19 protein-coding genes are annotated in these 15412 nt (G+C 60.5%); 14 read left to right on the top strand and 5 right to left on the bottom strand.

Features of this window, described 5'->3' with window-relative positions; translation table 11 throughout:
• Nucleotides 1–489: hypothetical protein (locus AC1DWA_RS28140; RefSeq protein ID WP_477917351.1), on the top strand; the 489-nt coding region annotated here is incomplete at its 5' end.
• Between the two features lie 125 nt (nucleotides 490–614).
• On the opposite strand, the gene AC1DWA_RS28135 is transcribed toward AC1DWA_RS28140, so the two are convergent.
• Nucleotides 615–1073: a MarR family winged helix-turn-helix transcriptional regulator gene (locus AC1DWA_RS28135; RefSeq protein WP_446837323.1), complete on the bottom strand. Its 459-nt coding sequence runs from the start codon at nucleotides 1071–1073 to the stop codon at nucleotides 615–617.
• A 62-nt stretch (nucleotides 1074–1135) separates the two neighbouring features.
• Here AC1DWA_RS28135 and AC1DWA_RS28130 point away from each other — a divergent pair, with 62 nt between their 5' ends.
• Both AC1DWA_RS28130 and AC1DWA_RS28125 read left to right on the top strand, forming a co-directional pair.
• Complete coding sequence (locus tag AC1DWA_RS28130; RefSeq protein ID WP_060938310.1) at nucleotides 1136–2011, top strand: haloalkane dehalogenase; 876 nt, start codon at nucleotides 1136–1138, stop codon at nucleotides 2009–2011.
• Between the two features lie 168 nt (nucleotides 2012–2179).
• Nucleotides 2180–2818, top strand: a complete 639-nt coding sequence (locus AC1DWA_RS28125; RefSeq protein WP_019747203.1) for a PAS and ANTAR domain-containing protein — start codon at nucleotides 2180–2182, stop codon at nucleotides 2816–2818.
• A gap of 150 nt (nucleotides 2819–2968) precedes the next feature.
• On the opposite strand, the gene AC1DWA_RS28120 is transcribed toward AC1DWA_RS28125, so the two are convergent.
• Complete coding sequence (locus AC1DWA_RS28120) at nucleotides 2969–3115, bottom strand: hypothetical protein (RefSeq protein WP_019747202.1); 147 nt, start codon at nucleotides 3113–3115, stop codon at nucleotides 2969–2971.
• A gap of 185 nt (nucleotides 3116–3300) precedes the next feature.
• Between AC1DWA_RS28120 and AC1DWA_RS28115 the strand changes: the two genes are divergently transcribed.
• Genes AC1DWA_RS28115 through AC1DWA_RS28100 form a run of 4 tightly spaced genes read left to right on the top strand, consistent with a single transcriptional unit; the run spans nucleotide 3301 to nucleotide 6472 of the window.
• Nucleotides 3301–4488, top strand: a complete 1188-nt coding sequence (locus AC1DWA_RS28115; RefSeq protein WP_019747201.1) for a zinc-dependent alcohol dehydrogenase — start codon at nucleotides 3301–3303, stop codon at nucleotides 4486–4488.
• Between the two features lie 50 nt (nucleotides 4489–4538).
• Nucleotides 4539–5066 carry an SRPBCC family protein gene (locus tag AC1DWA_RS28110; protein WP_047889159.1) on the top strand — a complete coding sequence of 176 codons (528 nt, stop codon included), beginning with the start codon at nucleotides 4539–4541 and terminating at the stop codon, nucleotides 5064–5066.
• A gap of 51 nt (nucleotides 5067–5117) precedes the next feature.
• On the top strand, nucleotides 5118–5693 hold the full coding sequence (locus tag AC1DWA_RS28105; protein WP_477846278.1) for a TetR/AcrR family transcriptional regulator: 576 nt from the start codon (nucleotides 5118–5120) through the stop codon (nucleotides 5691–5693).
• A gap of 8 nt (nucleotides 5694–5701) precedes the next feature.
• Complete coding sequence (locus tag AC1DWA_RS28100; protein WP_097387771.1) at nucleotides 5702–6472, top strand: glucose 1-dehydrogenase; 771 nt, start codon at nucleotides 5702–5704, stop codon at nucleotides 6470–6472.
• Nucleotides 6473–6516: 44 nt separating this feature from the next.
• Here the strand turns inward: AC1DWA_RS28100 and AC1DWA_RS28095 are convergent, their stop codons facing one another.
• Together AC1DWA_RS28095 and AC1DWA_RS28090 are read right to left on the bottom strand one after the other, a co-directional pair.
• Nucleotides 6517–7002 carry an RNA polymerase subunit sigma gene (locus tag AC1DWA_RS28095; protein ID WP_019747197.1) on the bottom strand — a complete coding sequence of 162 codons (486 nt, stop codon included), beginning with the start codon at nucleotides 7000–7002 and terminating at the stop codon, nucleotides 6517–6519.
• A 47-nt stretch (nucleotides 7003–7049) separates the two neighbouring features.
• Entirely contained in the window at nucleotides 7050–7388 is a 339-nt protein-coding gene (locus tag AC1DWA_RS28090) for a hypothetical protein (RefSeq protein ID WP_021333190.1), read from the bottom strand.
• A gap of 285 nt (nucleotides 7389–7673) precedes the next feature.
• Between AC1DWA_RS28090 and AC1DWA_RS28085 the strand changes: the two genes are divergently transcribed.
• The 4 genes from AC1DWA_RS28085 (at nucleotide 7674) to AC1DWA_RS28070 (ending at nucleotide 12477) form a co-directional block, all read left to right on the top strand.
• Nucleotides 7674–8561, top strand: a complete 888-nt coding sequence (locus tag AC1DWA_RS28085; RefSeq protein ID WP_029537649.1) for an SAM-dependent methyltransferase — start codon at nucleotides 7674–7676, stop codon at nucleotides 8559–8561.
• A gap of 184 nt (nucleotides 8562–8745) precedes the next feature.
• Nucleotides 8746–10152 carry a serine hydrolase gene (locus AC1DWA_RS28080; RefSeq protein ID WP_283384790.1) on the top strand — a complete coding sequence of 469 codons (1407 nt, stop codon included), beginning with the start codon at nucleotides 8746–8748 and terminating at the stop codon, nucleotides 10150–10152.
• Nucleotides 10153–10409: 257 nt separating this feature from the next.
• Complete coding sequence (locus AC1DWA_RS28075) at nucleotides 10410–10796, top strand: hypothetical protein (protein ID WP_477846279.1); 387 nt, start codon at nucleotides 10410–10412, stop codon at nucleotides 10794–10796.
• Between the two features lie 517 nt (nucleotides 10797–11313).
• A complete protein-coding gene (locus tag AC1DWA_RS28070) occupies nucleotides 11314–12477 on the top strand; it encodes a carboxylate-amine ligase (protein ID WP_477846280.1) in 1164 nt (387 codons plus the stop codon).
• Here AC1DWA_RS28070 and AC1DWA_RS28065 read toward each other — a convergent pair whose 3' ends face one another.
• Nucleotides 12478–12633 carry a DUF6131 family protein gene (locus AC1DWA_RS28065; RefSeq protein ID WP_003945912.1) on the bottom strand — a complete coding sequence of 52 codons (156 nt, stop codon included), beginning with the start codon at nucleotides 12631–12633 and terminating at the stop codon, nucleotides 12478–12480.
• A gap of 145 nt (nucleotides 12634–12778) precedes the next feature.
• Here AC1DWA_RS28065 and AC1DWA_RS28060 point away from each other — a divergent pair, with 145 nt between their 5' ends.
• From AC1DWA_RS28060 to AC1DWA_RS28050, 3 genes are all read left to right on the top strand, one after another.
• Nucleotides 12779–12982 carry a hypothetical protein gene (locus tag AC1DWA_RS28060; protein WP_003945456.1) on the top strand — a complete coding sequence of 68 codons (204 nt, stop codon included), beginning with the start codon at nucleotides 12779–12781 and terminating at the stop codon, nucleotides 12980–12982.
• A 77-nt stretch (nucleotides 12983–13059) separates the two neighbouring features.
• Complete coding sequence (locus AC1DWA_RS28055; RefSeq protein ID WP_019747189.1) at nucleotides 13060–14142, top strand: M48 family metallopeptidase; 1083 nt, start codon at nucleotides 13060–13062, stop codon at nucleotides 14140–14142.
• 201 nt (nucleotides 14143–14343) lie between these two features.
• Complete coding sequence (locus tag AC1DWA_RS28050) at nucleotides 14344–15378, top strand: baeRF2 domain-containing protein (RefSeq protein ID WP_069147084.1); 1035 nt, start codon at nucleotides 14344–14346, stop codon at nucleotides 15376–15378.
• The last annotated feature ends 34 nt before the right edge of the window (nucleotides 15379–15412 follow it).

Genomic DNA, 15412 nt, shown 5'->3' with positions numbered 1-15412 from the left:
AGCAGCAATCTCAGTATCAAGACTGGCACGATCACGCTTACCTGCTCCAGCACGACGGGATCCGGAACCATCCCAGCGGCGCCGGGTAACTCCACCACCGGCACGGGCGGGATCAACGTAAACATCGGCACCCGCAGCCTGACCGGGTGCAAGGCTAACGGCCTACCCGCTGTGGTCACGACCTCCGGCTCGTGGCTATTGAACGTCTCGGCAGACACCGGATCGGCTCAGGGATCCCTGGTCATTCCTGCAGGAGGCGCAGTCGTCACGATGCCCGGATCCACGTGCACAGTCACCGTCGGGGCCAGCAATATCGGACCGCTGCCATTCGATATTCCCAACCAGCGCGTCGTGGCAAGCAACACCGGCACTGTGAACTACACGCGTACCGGCACCGGGCCCGTCTGCCCCGCCGCGGCCACTGGCACGGCAACCATGTCCGGCACACTGCAGTTCGCATCGGCCACACCGATCAACGTGACACCGTGACGATCGACAGCTAGACAATAGGGCTCGTTGGGGGATCGACGCTTCCGCCGCTCCCCCAACGAACGTCCTATGGACCGAGTCAGCACACGATCACCATCGGTTGCGCCACGAAGCGGACCGGCGCATTATCCATCTCCTGCTTCGGTGGCGTCGAGTAACGCACCGAGGGCGCGGTGGAGCTCGGCCAGTTCCCGCCCACCGGTTTTCGTCAGCACTTCCGTATTCATTGCATCCAATTGGCGGACAATGTCTTTAGCGAGTTCTATGACTCGTTTCCCCTCGTCACTGAGATCGAGGCAAACGGCTCTCGCATCGCGACTGTCTCGTTCGCTGACAACAAACCCGCTCTTCTCCAACGCTCGCACGAGCTTGGATATGTAGATTCGCTGCAACCCCGTGTGCGCGGCGAGTTCTCGCTGACTAGGCCTCTCCCCCGCACTCACCAGACCATGGAGAGACGCGAGCACCGAATACTGGGCGTGGGTCAACCCGAGGTGCGCGATCGCTCGGTCAACCCCCGCCCGCCAGCGCAAGCCAAGGTGCCACACCAGCGACCCCGTCGTCCATATTTCTCGATCTTGCATTCAAATAGAATACATGGCTACTATCTAAATTAGGGTACATGGAAACTATTTGAGGAGTCGCAATGCCCACAATTCCCGTGCTCGACTCGACTGTGGCCTACCGCTCGTGCGGAGACGGAACACCCTTCGTACTTATCCACGGGAACCCCACATCCTCCTACCTGTGGCGAAACATCCTCCCGCAGATAGGAAATCTCGGCCAAGCGCTTGCCCCTGACCTCATCGGAATGGGCGCGTCGGGCAAACCGCCAATCGACTACGGTTTTCTCGACACCGCCCGTTACCTCGACGCATGGTTCGACCAGATGGAGCTCGACGACGTCGTACTCGTCGGACACGACTGGGGCGGGGCACTTGCACTGGACTGGGCTGCCCGCCATCCCGAACGCGTTCGAGGTGTTGCCTTCTTCGAAACGATCCTCCGTCCGATGACCTGGGACGAGCACTTCCCGGGAGACGCACGAGCGCGGGTCGAGGCCCTGAGAGCTCCCGGCATCGGCGAGACCAAGGTACTCGACGAAAACTTCTTCCTCGAAATTGCGCTTCACAGAACAGTTCTCGGAGAGCTGTCCGAGACCGATGCTGAAACCTATCGCGCCCCTTACCCCTCGCCGGAGAGTCGCCGGCCCCTTCTCGAGTGGCCACGGTCCTTCCCCGTCGAAGGAAGTCCCGGCGACGTGAATGCACGAGTGGCGGCGTACAGCGATTGGCTCGCAGAAAGCAGCGAGGTACCCAAACTCCTTCTCACCTTCAGCGGCCCCGCCGAACTTCTCATGATCGGACCTGACGAAGTCGCGTGGAGCCGATCGAATATCGCAAACCTCGAGGTGAAACAGTGCGGTCCCGCAGGACATCTCGCCCCCGAGGATCAGCCTGCGGCCATCGCGGCGGCGATCACCGAATGGACACAGCGGCAACACTGCTTCAGCCGCGACTGAAGTGGGACCGTCGCCACGTTCTCTGAGCGCCGGTTTCCCCGACCCATGCGGTAGCGATCCAGACGGTGCTCCGAAATATGGGACCGACACCACCTCCGCCGGATTTGTCCGATATAACTAACTGGCGAGTACGCCGGTTGGGACGAGGTCGAGAACGAGGGGGCGTGTGTGGTGAACGAGGACGGGTTGGGGCGAACGTCGGGATCGGGGGCTCCACACCGGGTGGGCGGCTTTCTTTATCACCGCAACGGCGACCGGTGGGAGTGGTCGGACGAAGTCGCACGGATTCACGGATACGAACCCGACCAAGTGGCTCCGACGACGGAATTGATGCTCGCGCACAAGCATCCCGACGACCGAAGACACGTTGCCCAGACACTGCATGCCATCCGCACTTCAGGCGGCCCGTTCAGCAGCCGCCACCGCATCATCGACACCGCAGGGGACACTCACTCGGTAATCGTCGTCGGCGACAGCGTCGTGGACGAGTCGGGTGCTGTGGTCGGCAGCTCAGGCTTCTACATCGACGTCACCGAAACCCTGGACAGCACGGTGAAAGCATCTGTCGACGTGCTGGTCAACGAAATCACTGCTTCTCGCGGGGTGATCGAGCAAGCCAAAGGCATGCTCATGGTGATCTACGGAATCTCTGCCGATCGAGCTTTCGACATCCTCGTGTGGCGTTCGCAGGAGACCAACGTGAAACTCAGGGATGTTGCCGAGCAGTTGATAGTTCGCACGCTGGACGATTTCCGGGTCCCGACACTTCTGCGGACCCGGTTCGATCACTTGCTGTTACAGGGTTGAACTTCTAACCCGGCTGAACCACGAACTGGGAGATGCTTAAGGCGGTTCCCGTGGCTGGCTGCTCAACCTCGAGGAACCTCGCCCGCATTGATTCCGGGACGGTCCGATGCGGCCTATCCCCGTTGTTACCCAACGCGGAGTAAAAGGAAACTACTTGTCGTCGGACTTCTTCTCGGAGGTCTCCTCGACCAGTTCAGGCGCCTGTTCTCGAGTTGCCATTCCGCCGTCGCCGCCCTTGTCCACGGGCCCTGGGTGCCCACCCTTGGGCGACTGGTCGTTGTTGTCTTTCTCGGTCATGCGGTCATCCCCGTCATTTGGTCCTGTCAGTCATACGGCGTGCCGCCTTTCAGGAGCCTCGGCCCGCCTCCCTCTCAATCTAACGCTCTCAGCACTTCCCGCAACCCTCACCGGTTTTGTTTGCATTTCAGCGCTTTCGGGCAGGTGACTGCGAACAGCATTTCCACGATGAGAGGTCGATCCCAGTGCGCGCAGTGACTTGGCAAGGCAAACGAAAAGTAAGCGTCGATACGGTTCCGGACCCGAAGATCGTCGAACCCAGTGACGCGATCATCAAGGTCACCACGACGAATATCTGCGGATCCGATCTGCACCTGTACGAGACTCTGGGTGCGTTCATGAATGCCGGCGACATTCTCGGTCATGAACCGATGGGCATCGTCGAAGAAGTCGGCTCGGAAGTCACGAATCTCGAGATAGGCGACCGCGTCGTGATCCCGTTCCAGATCTCGTGTGGCAACTGTTTCATGTGTGATTCGAGCCTCTACACACAGTGCGAGACGACTCAGGTCCGCGATCAGGGAACGGGCGCAGCGTTGTTCGGCTTCTCCGAGCTGTACGGCTCGGTGCCAGGCGGGCAGGCCGAGTACCTTCGAGTACCGCAAGCACATTTCACACACATCAAAGTTCCCGAAGGTCCCGCGGATTCGCGATTCGTCTACCTCTCCGACGTGCTTCCCACAGCCTGGCAGTCGGTTGAATACGCCGACATCCCGCCGGGTGGGTCCGTGACCATCCTCGGTCTCGGACCGATCGGTGACATGGCGGCCCGCATCGCTCACCACAAGGGATTTCGAGTAATCGGCGTGGACCGTGTACCCGAACGCCTTGCACGCCTTGCCGAACGCGGGATCGAAACCCTCAATCTCGACGACTACGGCAGCAAGATCGGTGACGCAGTCAGAGATGCGACGAACGGCCGTGGAACCGATTCGGTGATCGATGCTGTCGGAATGGAAGCTCACGGGTCTCCGATCGGAAAGCTCGCGCAGCAGTTCGTCGGACTCCTTCCCGATGCTCTTGCCGCGCCTGCGATGCGTAACGCAGGAATCGATCGACTCGGTGCGGTCTATTCGGCCATCGACATCGTTCGGCGCGGGGGGACGATTTCTCTGATCGGTGTATACGGCGGCATGGTTGATCCACTGCCGCTGATGACTATGTTCGACAAGCAGATTCAGCTCAGGATGGGTCAGGCGAACGTCAAGAAGTGGGTAGACGACATCATGCCTTTGCTCACTGATGACGACCCACTCGGCGTCGACACCTTTTCCACTCATCAGCTGCCGCTCGATCAGGCGCCACACGCCTACGAGATCTTTCAGAAAAAGCAGGAAGGCGCGGTCAAGATCCAACTGAAACCGCACGGGTAATAATCAGCACCGATTCCATCCACGTTCGACAGAAAGAAACTGAAACCGAAATGGCTCGCGAACTCACCGTCTCCGACAACGTCGTCGTCAATGTCGACGCGCTTTCTCTCTACGAGCTCATCAGCGATCCCACTCGCATGGGCGACTGGAGTCCCGAAAACCTGGGAGCTACCTTGCGGGGAGACCGCGAAAGCGCTTTCCTGGGTATGGAGTTCGACGGGCACAACAAACGTGGGCGCGCGCAGTGGACCACAAGATGCACCGTCACCGCTGCCGACACCGGGAAACTGTTCGAATTCCGTGTTCACAAGATCGGCCTTGCCACGCCACGAATCTCTGCCGCTATTGCAACCTGGCGGTACCGATTTCAGCCCGTCCCCGGTGGAACCCGAGTTACCGAAACGTGGATCGACGACAGACGGGGCTGGCCGGATTTTGCGGCCGACATATTCGACAAGGTTGCCACCGGCGGAAAGACGTTCGCCGACTTTCAGCGCGGCAACATCCGCAAGACGCTGCTGAACATCAAGAGCGCCGTTGAACAGGAGGTATCCGGCATCGAAGGCAGCACCGGCTGACCGACCGGCACAGCTTGTGGCAGTTTCTGCCACTTTTGGTACAGTGCGGATATGGCAACAGCCCGCCGCACTGCACTACTTCTCCGCGTCTCGCAGAGTTGCGCTGCCGCTTTCGTCGAACGCGGCGACACTTCGACGACCATCGCGGAGCTCGCCGAACGGGCAGAAATCTCCGAGCGCACCTTCTATCGTTGCTTTGCCACCAAGGAAGAGAGCATCTGGCCGATGCTCGACGAGGGAAACCGCAGTCTTGCCACCGCCCTCAGCGCGCAATCCCGCGAATTCGGACTCTCAGCGGCAGTGAAGACGGCCTTTATCGCATCGGTCGGCGAGTCCTTCGAGCCGATGACTCGGTCACTGATGCCCATCATCTTCGATGACGCGGCACTCCGGAGAGTGTGGGAATCAGCAACTTTCGAGACGATGGAACTGATCCGCCCAGAAGTTGCACGTCTGATCGATCGGCCAGAAGGCTCGCTCGACACGACAGCGGCTTCGGGCCAGGCAACACTGGCGGTAGTGGCCGCACTGCGCGAGATGGCAGACCTCCGGACCCCCGCACCCAAGGCCATCACCCGCGCGCTCGGCGCGTTCTCGAAGCCATATCTCGCAACACCAACAGGTTAGGAACAATCATGACTCAGGATCTCTCCGGAAAAATCGTTCTCGTCACTGGCGGCGCACGCGGCCTGGGCGAAGCGTTTGCGCGCGGCATCGTCGCGGGTAACGGCCGCGTCGTCATCGGCGACCTACTCGACGACGACGGCCGAGCAGTGGCCGAATCTCTCGGCGACGCAGCACGTTACGTTCACCTCGACGTCACCGATCCGACGTCTTGGAAGTCCGCCGCCGAGTACGCGGTATCCGAATTCGGCGCGATCAACGGTTTGGTCAACAATGCCGGAATCTCGGCTTCCGGCCAGACGGTCGCCGAAGAACCGCTCGAGACGTTCCAACGCATCATCCAGATCAACCTGGTGTCCGTACACACCGGTATCCACACGGTGGTGCCGTTCATGAAGGCAGCAGGCGGCGGATCCATCGTGAACATCTCCTCGGCCGCCGGCCTGATGGGCATGGCTCTGACCAGCGGTTACGGCGCAGCCAAGTGGGGCGTGCGTGGGCTGAGCAAGATCGCCGCCGTCGAACTCGGTCGCGACAAGATTCGGGTCAACTCCGTACACCCCGGCATGGTCCTCACCCCCATGACTGCGCCGACGGGCATCAGCCTCGAAGAGGGCGCATTCCCCAACAATCCGTATCGCCGTGTCGGTCGCCCGGAGGAGTTGGTCGGTGCGGTCACCTACCTACTTTCCGACGATGCCTCGTACACAACAGGTTCCGAGATCGCCGTCGACGGTGGTTGGACCGCCGGACCGTCGATCGAATACATCGCCGGCCGGTAAGGCAGGGATCCGTTCCCGCCTGAACCTGCGCATTCCGAACGTCCTCAGGTAGACACCAACGTCTCCCTGATTGCATTCGGAGAACTCAACTTTCGCAGGCGCTGCAGCGCACGATGCAGGTCGAGTGACACCTGGTCGGTCGTACGGGCGAGCGATGTTGCCGTCGCCTCACTGTCGAGGCCGACGATCAACCGCAACACCAGGACATCGCGTTCGACAACCGGGAGCGCTGTTGGAGGCGGGAGCGGCCCACTGCTGAACCGGTCGGATGCCGCCCGAGCAATCGCGACGCTTGTACTCACGTACAGCAGGCGCAGGAAAGGCTGATTCGCCGCCGATCCGTCACAAACTGCCGTGAGAACAGAGATGCATGCAGCATCCGCGGCGGAGTCGGAGACGGCCCGATCAAGCTCGGCGCGGCACCGCAGCACAACCATCGGGCGAAACACTGCGTACAAATCGGTCATGGCTTCATCGCTACCGCTCCGTGCCGCGGCGGCCAACATCTCGAGCGAGCCTTCCTGCAACATGGGCTTACAATCTCTCTCGACCCGAAATTCGTCGTGTAGCCGGGGGATCAGCTGGATCCGAACAGTCCGGCGAAGGGGTTCACTGTCGGCGCGGGTGCCTGATCTTGCCCGCCTTGCCATTGGTTCTGATTGCCCCAGTCGTTGCCCTGATTCCAGTTACCACCCTGGTTCCAGCCGCCGTTTCCACCACGGTCCCAATCGTGCGAGTGATCGCCCCCCTGATCTCCGTACCAACTGTTATCGGCCTGTGTTACATCATGATTCACAGTATCTGCCGAGGCCGGTGCGGCGAGCACGGCAATGGGTACGGTCAATACCGCACCCGTCACCGCGAGCTTGGTCCAGAAGTACTTCCTACGTTGTTCCGGTGCGGATAGTCGTGTCATGATCGATCCCTTCTCCGAAGATTTCTCCAGACGCTCTCTGGCTGTCCCGAACGGGGCACACACCAGTGAAGTCCTGCATCCTGGCCGTCCACTGGCACAACCCTGGCAGATTCCTGGCAGGGCTGACTTCAAACCGAACGCCTTGCACTACAAAATGTTCCGATGCCGGCTCGTTGTTGTTCGCGCCCCAGTTCCGACCGTTCCGTTCCAGGCGGCAAGGGGTCGCTCGGGCGTAAAGTCGAGAGGGTTCGGCTCAGTCGTCCAGAGCGGAAGGACACCCAGAAAATGCGGAGCGATGGAGATACGTGGGACATCGTCAGTAGCGTCGGACTCACCGCGCTTGCAGTGGCGACCTTCCGCGCATTGGAAAGCGCCCGCTCGGACGCGATCATCGAAGACAAGTTCGCATCGTGGTTCGTAGAAGCTGCAGCGGAGCCGCATTTCACAGCTCTTCTGAAAGATCCGGCACTCCTCGACGACACACCCTTCGGCGGTTTCATGGGATTGCGAACCAGGTTCTTCGACGAATTCTTCTTGTCGTCAACCGAATCCGGAGTAAAGCAGGCGGTAATCGTTGCGGCGGGGTTGGATTCGCGTGCGTACCGGCTGGATTGGAACTCAGAATCCACAGTGTTCGAAGTAGATCAACCAAAGGTACTGGAGTTCAAAGCCGAAGTGCTCGCGGCGCGCGACGCCCAGCCGAAAACTGATCGACGCACTGTGCCTACGGATCTGCGCAACGACTGGCCGGCTGCGCTCGCGGAGGCGGGTTTCGATCCGAAGGAACCTACTGCATGGTCCGCAGAAGGCCTGCTCGCTTATCTCCCCGGCCCGGCCCACGACGCCCTGTTCGAGCGGATCGACGAACTCTCGGCCACTGGTAGTCGGTTGGCAGTGAACGACTTTCCGGCCGGCACGGACCCGAAGAAGCTGGCGACCATCAGATCCAAGTACTTTGCCGAGAACCCGTTCGGAGACCTGGACATTTCGCAACTGTTCTACAGCGACAAACGATCCGATCCCGGCCGGTGGCTCACTGAACACAATTGGACCGTCCGACGCTTCAGCTCGGTGGAGTTGGCAGATCTGTACGATCGCCGGATTCCTGATCTCCCCGAAGAGATCGCCGCACTGTCGACGCAGCCTTCTTTCCTGGCCGCGACCAAGAACTAACTCGGGCAGTCCTCACGAAAGTTACTCGGGTGCAGTATTTCTCCGTTTTGTCCAGCTTCACTATGCGTGTCACCACGACAAGTAGTTGACGGTACTCGAGGATGAACCGATTCAGTACTTCAGGCTGAGTACGTCTACACCTCAGACGGACGCGCGCCGAAGAGAACGCTGATGAAATGAGTCCATGAAACTCGAACACACACGCAGGAAGAGTCGCCCGCTCACGCTGGTGGCACTTGCCTCCGCAGCGGTATTCGCCCTCGCCGCATGTACTTCCGGGCCGGATTCTGCACAAACCTCGGACAACAGCACAAAGGTCTCCGCCACCGAGACACCCACGACAGTCACGATCCCCGACAGCCCCGTCGGCAAGCAGATCAGCTGGCTTCTCAGTGCGTTCAACACGAGCGCGCCATTGCCCCAGGAAGAAATCGCCGAGCACTTCGGACCCACCGCACCAGTTGTCCTGACGCCTCCGGACTTCGAGTCCATCCGAGCCGGACAGCCCTGGACAACAGTGAATTATAAGGGAGGCGATACCGACGGCACCGTTTCCATCACCAGTACCACCGGCGGCGCGTTCGACATAAACGTCGTCGTCGACGGCAACGGGTTGGTCCTTGGAATGGCGATAACACCGACCAAAGACGATCATGTGCCTGCCGCATCGTGGCAAGAGCTCGAGGCAGCTGTCAAAGCACTTCCCGCGCCGACGAACTTGACCGTCACCGAGGTCACCGGCGGAAAGAACGCCGAAGTCTTCGGCGTCGGCGACACCTCACCACAGCCCACAGGGTCAACGATCAAGCTGTACGTTCTCGGCGCGGTCGCGACGGCTGTCCAGAACGGGACACTCTCGTGGGATCAGAAGCTCACCATCACCGACGACCTCAAGTCGATGCCCGGCGGGACAATGCAGGACCTGCCGTCGGGAACCGAAGTCACGGTCCGGGAGACCGCCGGCAAGATGATCTCGATCAGCGACAACACCGCCACCGACATGCTGATCGCTGCTGTCGGGCGCGAGCAGGTCGAGGCCGAATTCGCCCCGATGGGCATGGCGGATCCTTCGCTCAACATTCCACTGAAGCCGACCCGCGCACTGTTCCAACTCGGCTGGGGCAACGATGGCGCACAACGTATCGCCTGGCGCGACGGAACCCCGGACGAGCGTCGAGCAATACTGGCGGCACTACCTGGCGGCCTGGTGGACATCCCGGCGTCAGCATTCACCACCCCCGCATGGCCTTTCGACATCGACTGGTTCGCCTCGCCCGCCGACCTGCGTGCCGCGTTGGTCTCGTTGCAAGAGATGGCGAAGACCGAGAGCGGTGCACCGGTTCGAGACATACTGGCCGAAGATCCGGCGCTCGGTGACGAGTCCGCGAAATGGTTCACCTACGGCGGATTCAAGGGCGGCAGCTCCATCGGGGTCCTTGCGGGTGCCTACTACGTGGAACACGACGATCGCGCCTGGGTCGTCACCATGCAAACTCACGGTGACGACGCTGCCCTGGTTGCCGATCCGGCTCTGTACTTCGATCCGGTCGACGACGCGATGCTCCTGATCCAGAAGGATGCGACCAGCTAGAACGATAGAAGGTTGAGATTTCGCGACAGTCTCCGACTGGGTTGACAGATGAGGTCCGGACACAGAGAAGCCGCTGTGCTTCCAGTGTCATCCGGATGCACAGCGGCTTCGCCAAGTCTTAGCCCGTGGGGGGCTCGGTCTCGTCCGACGAGAATCCGTCGAAGAATGCGATGACCTTCTGAAGAAGTGCCGCGATGTCGAAATCTTCCAAGCTACCCATTGCGTTCGTCCTTTCGTTTAACACTGGAGGATGAAACGTGCATCTTGCAATTTCCAATGTAAAGCATGAAAAGCATTATTTCTCGACCACGTGGCACTTCGGTTGCAAATACCTCACTCAGCAAGATATGAGCAAATCACCGCAAATAACAGCTCCCACCCGCAATATTTCCACTTTCCACAACCAATTAAATTCCCTAATTCGCAAGTGGGTAAATCTTGAGAAAAATTTCCGGACGCGTCGATTACGAAAGATCCTCCTGGTGAAACTCTCAATCCAAGACCACAAGGCAGAGGAAGTTGCGACACGGATGACACGCAGTTTTCCCGCTTCCAAGAGGCGCCATCCACATACATGGTGGGCATTCGGCGGCGATAACGAACCGTTAGCAACACAATCCCAGGCACTTTCTCCCACCTTCTGACTTTCACCCATGACCACTGGATATTCTCGCAGATGAAACGCAATACCAGTTCGAAAATTACATATCTTCAGTGGATACTGTGCACGCGATTAACTGATCAAATGTCTGTTGACTCACCGAGTCCCCACACTTCGCCAGAACTTCACATCCGAATGCTGGACGTTAGTTTAGATGGGTTCGTATTTCTCGAAATCTGCCCGATAAAGGCGGCCCCACGGATAAAACGCGACTGGACCGCCGCAGGCCACCAGGTCTCGATCCGCGCCTCGACGAAGGGCGTGCAGTCACCCTCGCATGAGGGTGAAATCGGGGGTGAGACATGCCTTGGGGTCTCGTTTTACCGAGTCCGACACAGTACGTTTTCCCAGGCACGCCAGTCCCCAGATTCATACGGTGTGCAAGGGCTCGTTGACGCTTCCGAGATGTTGGCAAGACCGACCACAGGCCCCGTTCTCCCGACGAGAACGGGGCTTCCTCGGGTCGGTTTCCGCCTTCGACCGACCGGGTAGACGCGAGCATGGGCGCCACCTGCTCGACCGGATTCACCGCTGGCCGCTACGAATCGACGACCCCGACCGTCGGCGTCGAAGAAGAATTCATCCTCGTCGACCCGACATCCTGGCTGCCGTCCACCGACAATGCCGCGGTTGCGGAAACCGCGTCGACACTCGGTTTGGATCTTCAGCTCGAGTTGTCCTGCTGCCAAGTCGAGACCAACTCTCCCGTGTGCCAGAGCATCGACGAACTCCGAACCCACTTGATCGACATGCGTCGGCTCGCGGCGAAAGCGGCCGAGTTGAACGGCTGCAGGCTGTTGGCCGTCGGCGCACCGCTTTCGGGGCCTTCGCGTTTCGAGATCAGCGACTCCCCTCGCTACCGCCAGATGGGCGAACACTTCGGCGCCCTCGCCGCCGAACAAAGTATCTGCGGTTGCCACATCCATGTGGGCGTCGCTGATCAAGTAGAGGCCGTGCAGGTCTGCAATCACGTGCGCATCTGGTTGCCTGCCCTGCTGGCACTGAGCGCCAACTCCCGTATCCACCAAGGAGTCGACACCGACTTCGCGAGTTGGCGGGCGATCCAATGGTCCCGGTGGCCCGTCGCCGGGCCGCCGCCGTACTTCGAGACCGCCGGGGACTTCGACACCGCGGTCGCGAAGATGGTGGATTGCGGCGTGATGCTCGACAAGCGGATGGCCTACTGGGATATCCGGCCTTCCTGCCACCTACCGACCGTCGAGATCCGGGTCTGCGACGTTCAGCCGACGGTCGACGACACCGTATTGCTTGCAGCACTTGTGCGCGCGCTGGTCGCCACTGCACTGCGCGCCGTCGAACGAGGAGTCGTCGCTCCGCGCACTTCCCTCGAGAACCTCCGCCTCGCAACCTGGGTGTCCGCGAAGGAAGGCGTCCTGGGAGCGTCGATCGATCCGGTTACCACACAAAGAATTTCGGCCACGGAACAGTTGCACCGACTCCTGATCCATGTCCGTGACTCCCTCGACGAGACAGGCGAGTACACGAGCGTGGAATCAGCACTTCGCGACAAATGCGTGACCGGCGGCGGCAGCGACTGGCAACAGCGGACGCTTCGCCAGGTCTGCCTGCGGGAACTGATCGCACGTGCCGTTGAGCGCACCGTCCCGACTGGCACGGATACGCATGACGGGCCGACCCCCTGATCAGTAGTAATGCCTCCGACCACCGATAGCGTGCCCGGCCGCGCCCAGCGCGTACAGGATGATTCCGATCACCAGCAAGACGACACCGATCGTCCAGAGGATCGGAATGTTCACCACGAAACCGATAATCAGCAGGATTACGCCGAGGATGATCATCACAAGCTCCTTCAGTGCGTTCACTCGGGCGGATACGCCCGCCTCGAGCCGCATACATCAGGGATACCCGTCGGCTGAGCGTTTCATACCCACTCTGACCGGGTATTTCGCTGGGCACCATAATATTTGAAGAATCGAGCCCGCCATGATGAGAATTGTGACTCTGATCGTTCTGATCTGGCTGATAGTCGGGGCCGTCGCGGCCGGCCAACGCGGCTACTACAGCAGTTCGCCGACCAACTGCGCCGGCGTCGGGACCATCGCGCTCACGGTCATCGCCGGCCCGCTGAACTACTTCGGCGTCAACCCCAAAGTCACGGATTGCACGCTCCCCCAGCCCACCGAGTGAGCTGCCGGAAATCCGCGCTAAACCGACTAGTCGTTACCCTGGAGGTGAGTCGACACACATCGAAGTGAGGGGCCACCATGACCACTGCACCAGATCGCACCCGAATCGAGTTCCCGGACATCAGCTCGCGTGCGTGGGAACACCCAGCCGATCGGGCCGCATTGGTGACGCTCCGGACGCTTCGGGGGTTCGACACTGTTCTGCGGACGCTGTCCGGACTGCTCCAAGAACGTCAGCACCGCCTCATGTACCTCGCCACGTCAGTGCGAGTCGACGAACGCCAGTTCAGTGACCTGAACGATCTGCGCCGTGACTGCGTCGAGATCCTGCAGGCCGACGAGACACCAGAGCTGTTCGTACTCCAGACCCCGATGGTCAACGCCTTCACCATCGGCATGGACAAGCCGTTCATGGTGGTCACTACTGGTCTGCTGGACGTGATGAACTACGAGGAGCAACGGTTCATCATCGGCCACGAACTAGGCCACGCACTGTCCGGCCATGCCGTGTATCGCACCATCTTGATGCATTTGATGCGACTGGCCGGAACCATCGGATGGCTGCCGGTCGGCGGGTGGGCACTGCGCGCGATCATCGCCGCCCTGATGGAATGGCAACGCAAGTCCGAACTGTCCGGCGATCGTGCAGGACTACTGTGCGGCCAGGACGTACACACAGCGATTCGCGTGCAGATGAAATTGGCTGGCGGATCCCGAGTCAGTGAAATCGACATCGACGCGTTTCTTGCCCAGGCCGCCGAGTACGACGCCAGCGGCGACCTCCGCGACGGTGTACTCAAGCTCCTCAACATCGAACTGCTCTCTCACCCGTTCTCGGTGCTTCGCGCCGCCGAACTCAAGAAGTGGGTGGACAGCGGAGACTACGCCGCGATTCTGCGCGGAAACTACCCCCGCCGCGGCGATGACGACGGAGCGAAGATCAGCGACGAGTTCAAGAATGCAGCCAAGACCTACAAGCAGAACTTCGACGAGTCGGAGGACCCTTTGGTCCGGATGGTGCGCGACATCGGTAGCGGATTGGGCGGTGCCGTGGGCGCCGTCGGGAACGGCGTCGGCGACGTAGCGACGGACATCAAGGAACGATTCACTCACTGGCGCAAGAGTTCCGACAGGTCGAAGGGCACTGACGACGCCGATTAAGCAGAATCGGGACCTGCCACCGAAGGCAGTCGGCGGCAGGTCCCGGGTTCTTGGCGTGAAGGTGATGCAGGCTTCCCTCTGCACCACCCTCACGTTCACAGACAGTACCAGCAGTCGAACAAACGTGCGAACTGAAAGCGGTCGTGTCGAATCACCAGTTGTCGGGTACGCGGCATAGGACCACTACAGAAGGGAGCCGACATGCATGCTGGGCGGCTGAAGAAGGTCGGTTCGAGTGACGGCCCGTTTGCCTCCGTGTACTTCGAAGACGTCCGCAACCGGGAAGATGCACGCGAGCGCTTCGAACTCGAATGGCGCTCGATGCGCAATCAACTGACGAAACAGGGAGCATCGGAATCGCTGATCGTGCGACTGGACGAGGTGAAGGACAACCATCACGGCATCTCAGGTCGCGCCGGACGCGCGATCGTCGCCACATCCGAGGCAGTGCTGATCGACGATATTCTGCTCGAACCTGCCGGCTCCACCATCGCGACCTTGGGCGAACTGCCCTACTTGATTCCACTGATCGCACACGGATACGACACCGAACCGTTCCTCATCGCAAAGGTCGACCACACTGGCGCGGACCTGTGCGTGCGCGATGCTCGCGGGCGTGACGTGTACGGCGAAACGGTAGACGGCGACGGCTTCCCGGTCCACAAGGCGCACGTGGGCGGCCAGGAGCGGTATACCGACAGCCAAAGCCTCGTGGAGGAGAACATCCGAAAGAACCTGACACAGGCCGTGGAGCGCGCGGCGGCGCTCGCCCGCGAACACAAGGTCGCACTGGTGGTCGTGATCGGAGAAGTACAGTCCCGCAAAGCTTTTGCACAGCTCCTACCGTCGACGCTACGGGTGGTGGACGTCGAAAAAGGTTCGCGTTCAGTCGGTTCGACACCCGCCGAGGTGTCGAAGTCGATTCGTGAACTGATCGACACGCAGCGACTACGCAGAATGGATGCGGAAACCGAACGCTACGTCGCAGAGCAGGGCCGGGACTCCGGCCTCTCCATCGACGGGACCGCACGCGTCCTCGACGCCCTCGAGCAGGGCAAGGTCGAGACACTGCTGCTCACCGATCCCGACGACAAGGAAGTCACCAGTGGAAAGCTGATCGGGCCCGCCGATCGCGTACTCCCCTACATCGCAATCGGGACCGGCACCGAGCTGGTACAGATCGACGAACGCCTCGTTCTCGCCGACGGATACGGCGCGATACTTCGGCACCCCTGAACACCGGCCTAATGATCAGATTCGGGGGCGAGCA

This window comes from Rhodococcus sp. P4_F3_2, from assembly GCF_056401335.1.
Note: the sequence above shows the minus strand (reverse complement) of the source record. Positions and strands in the feature narration are given on the sequence as shown.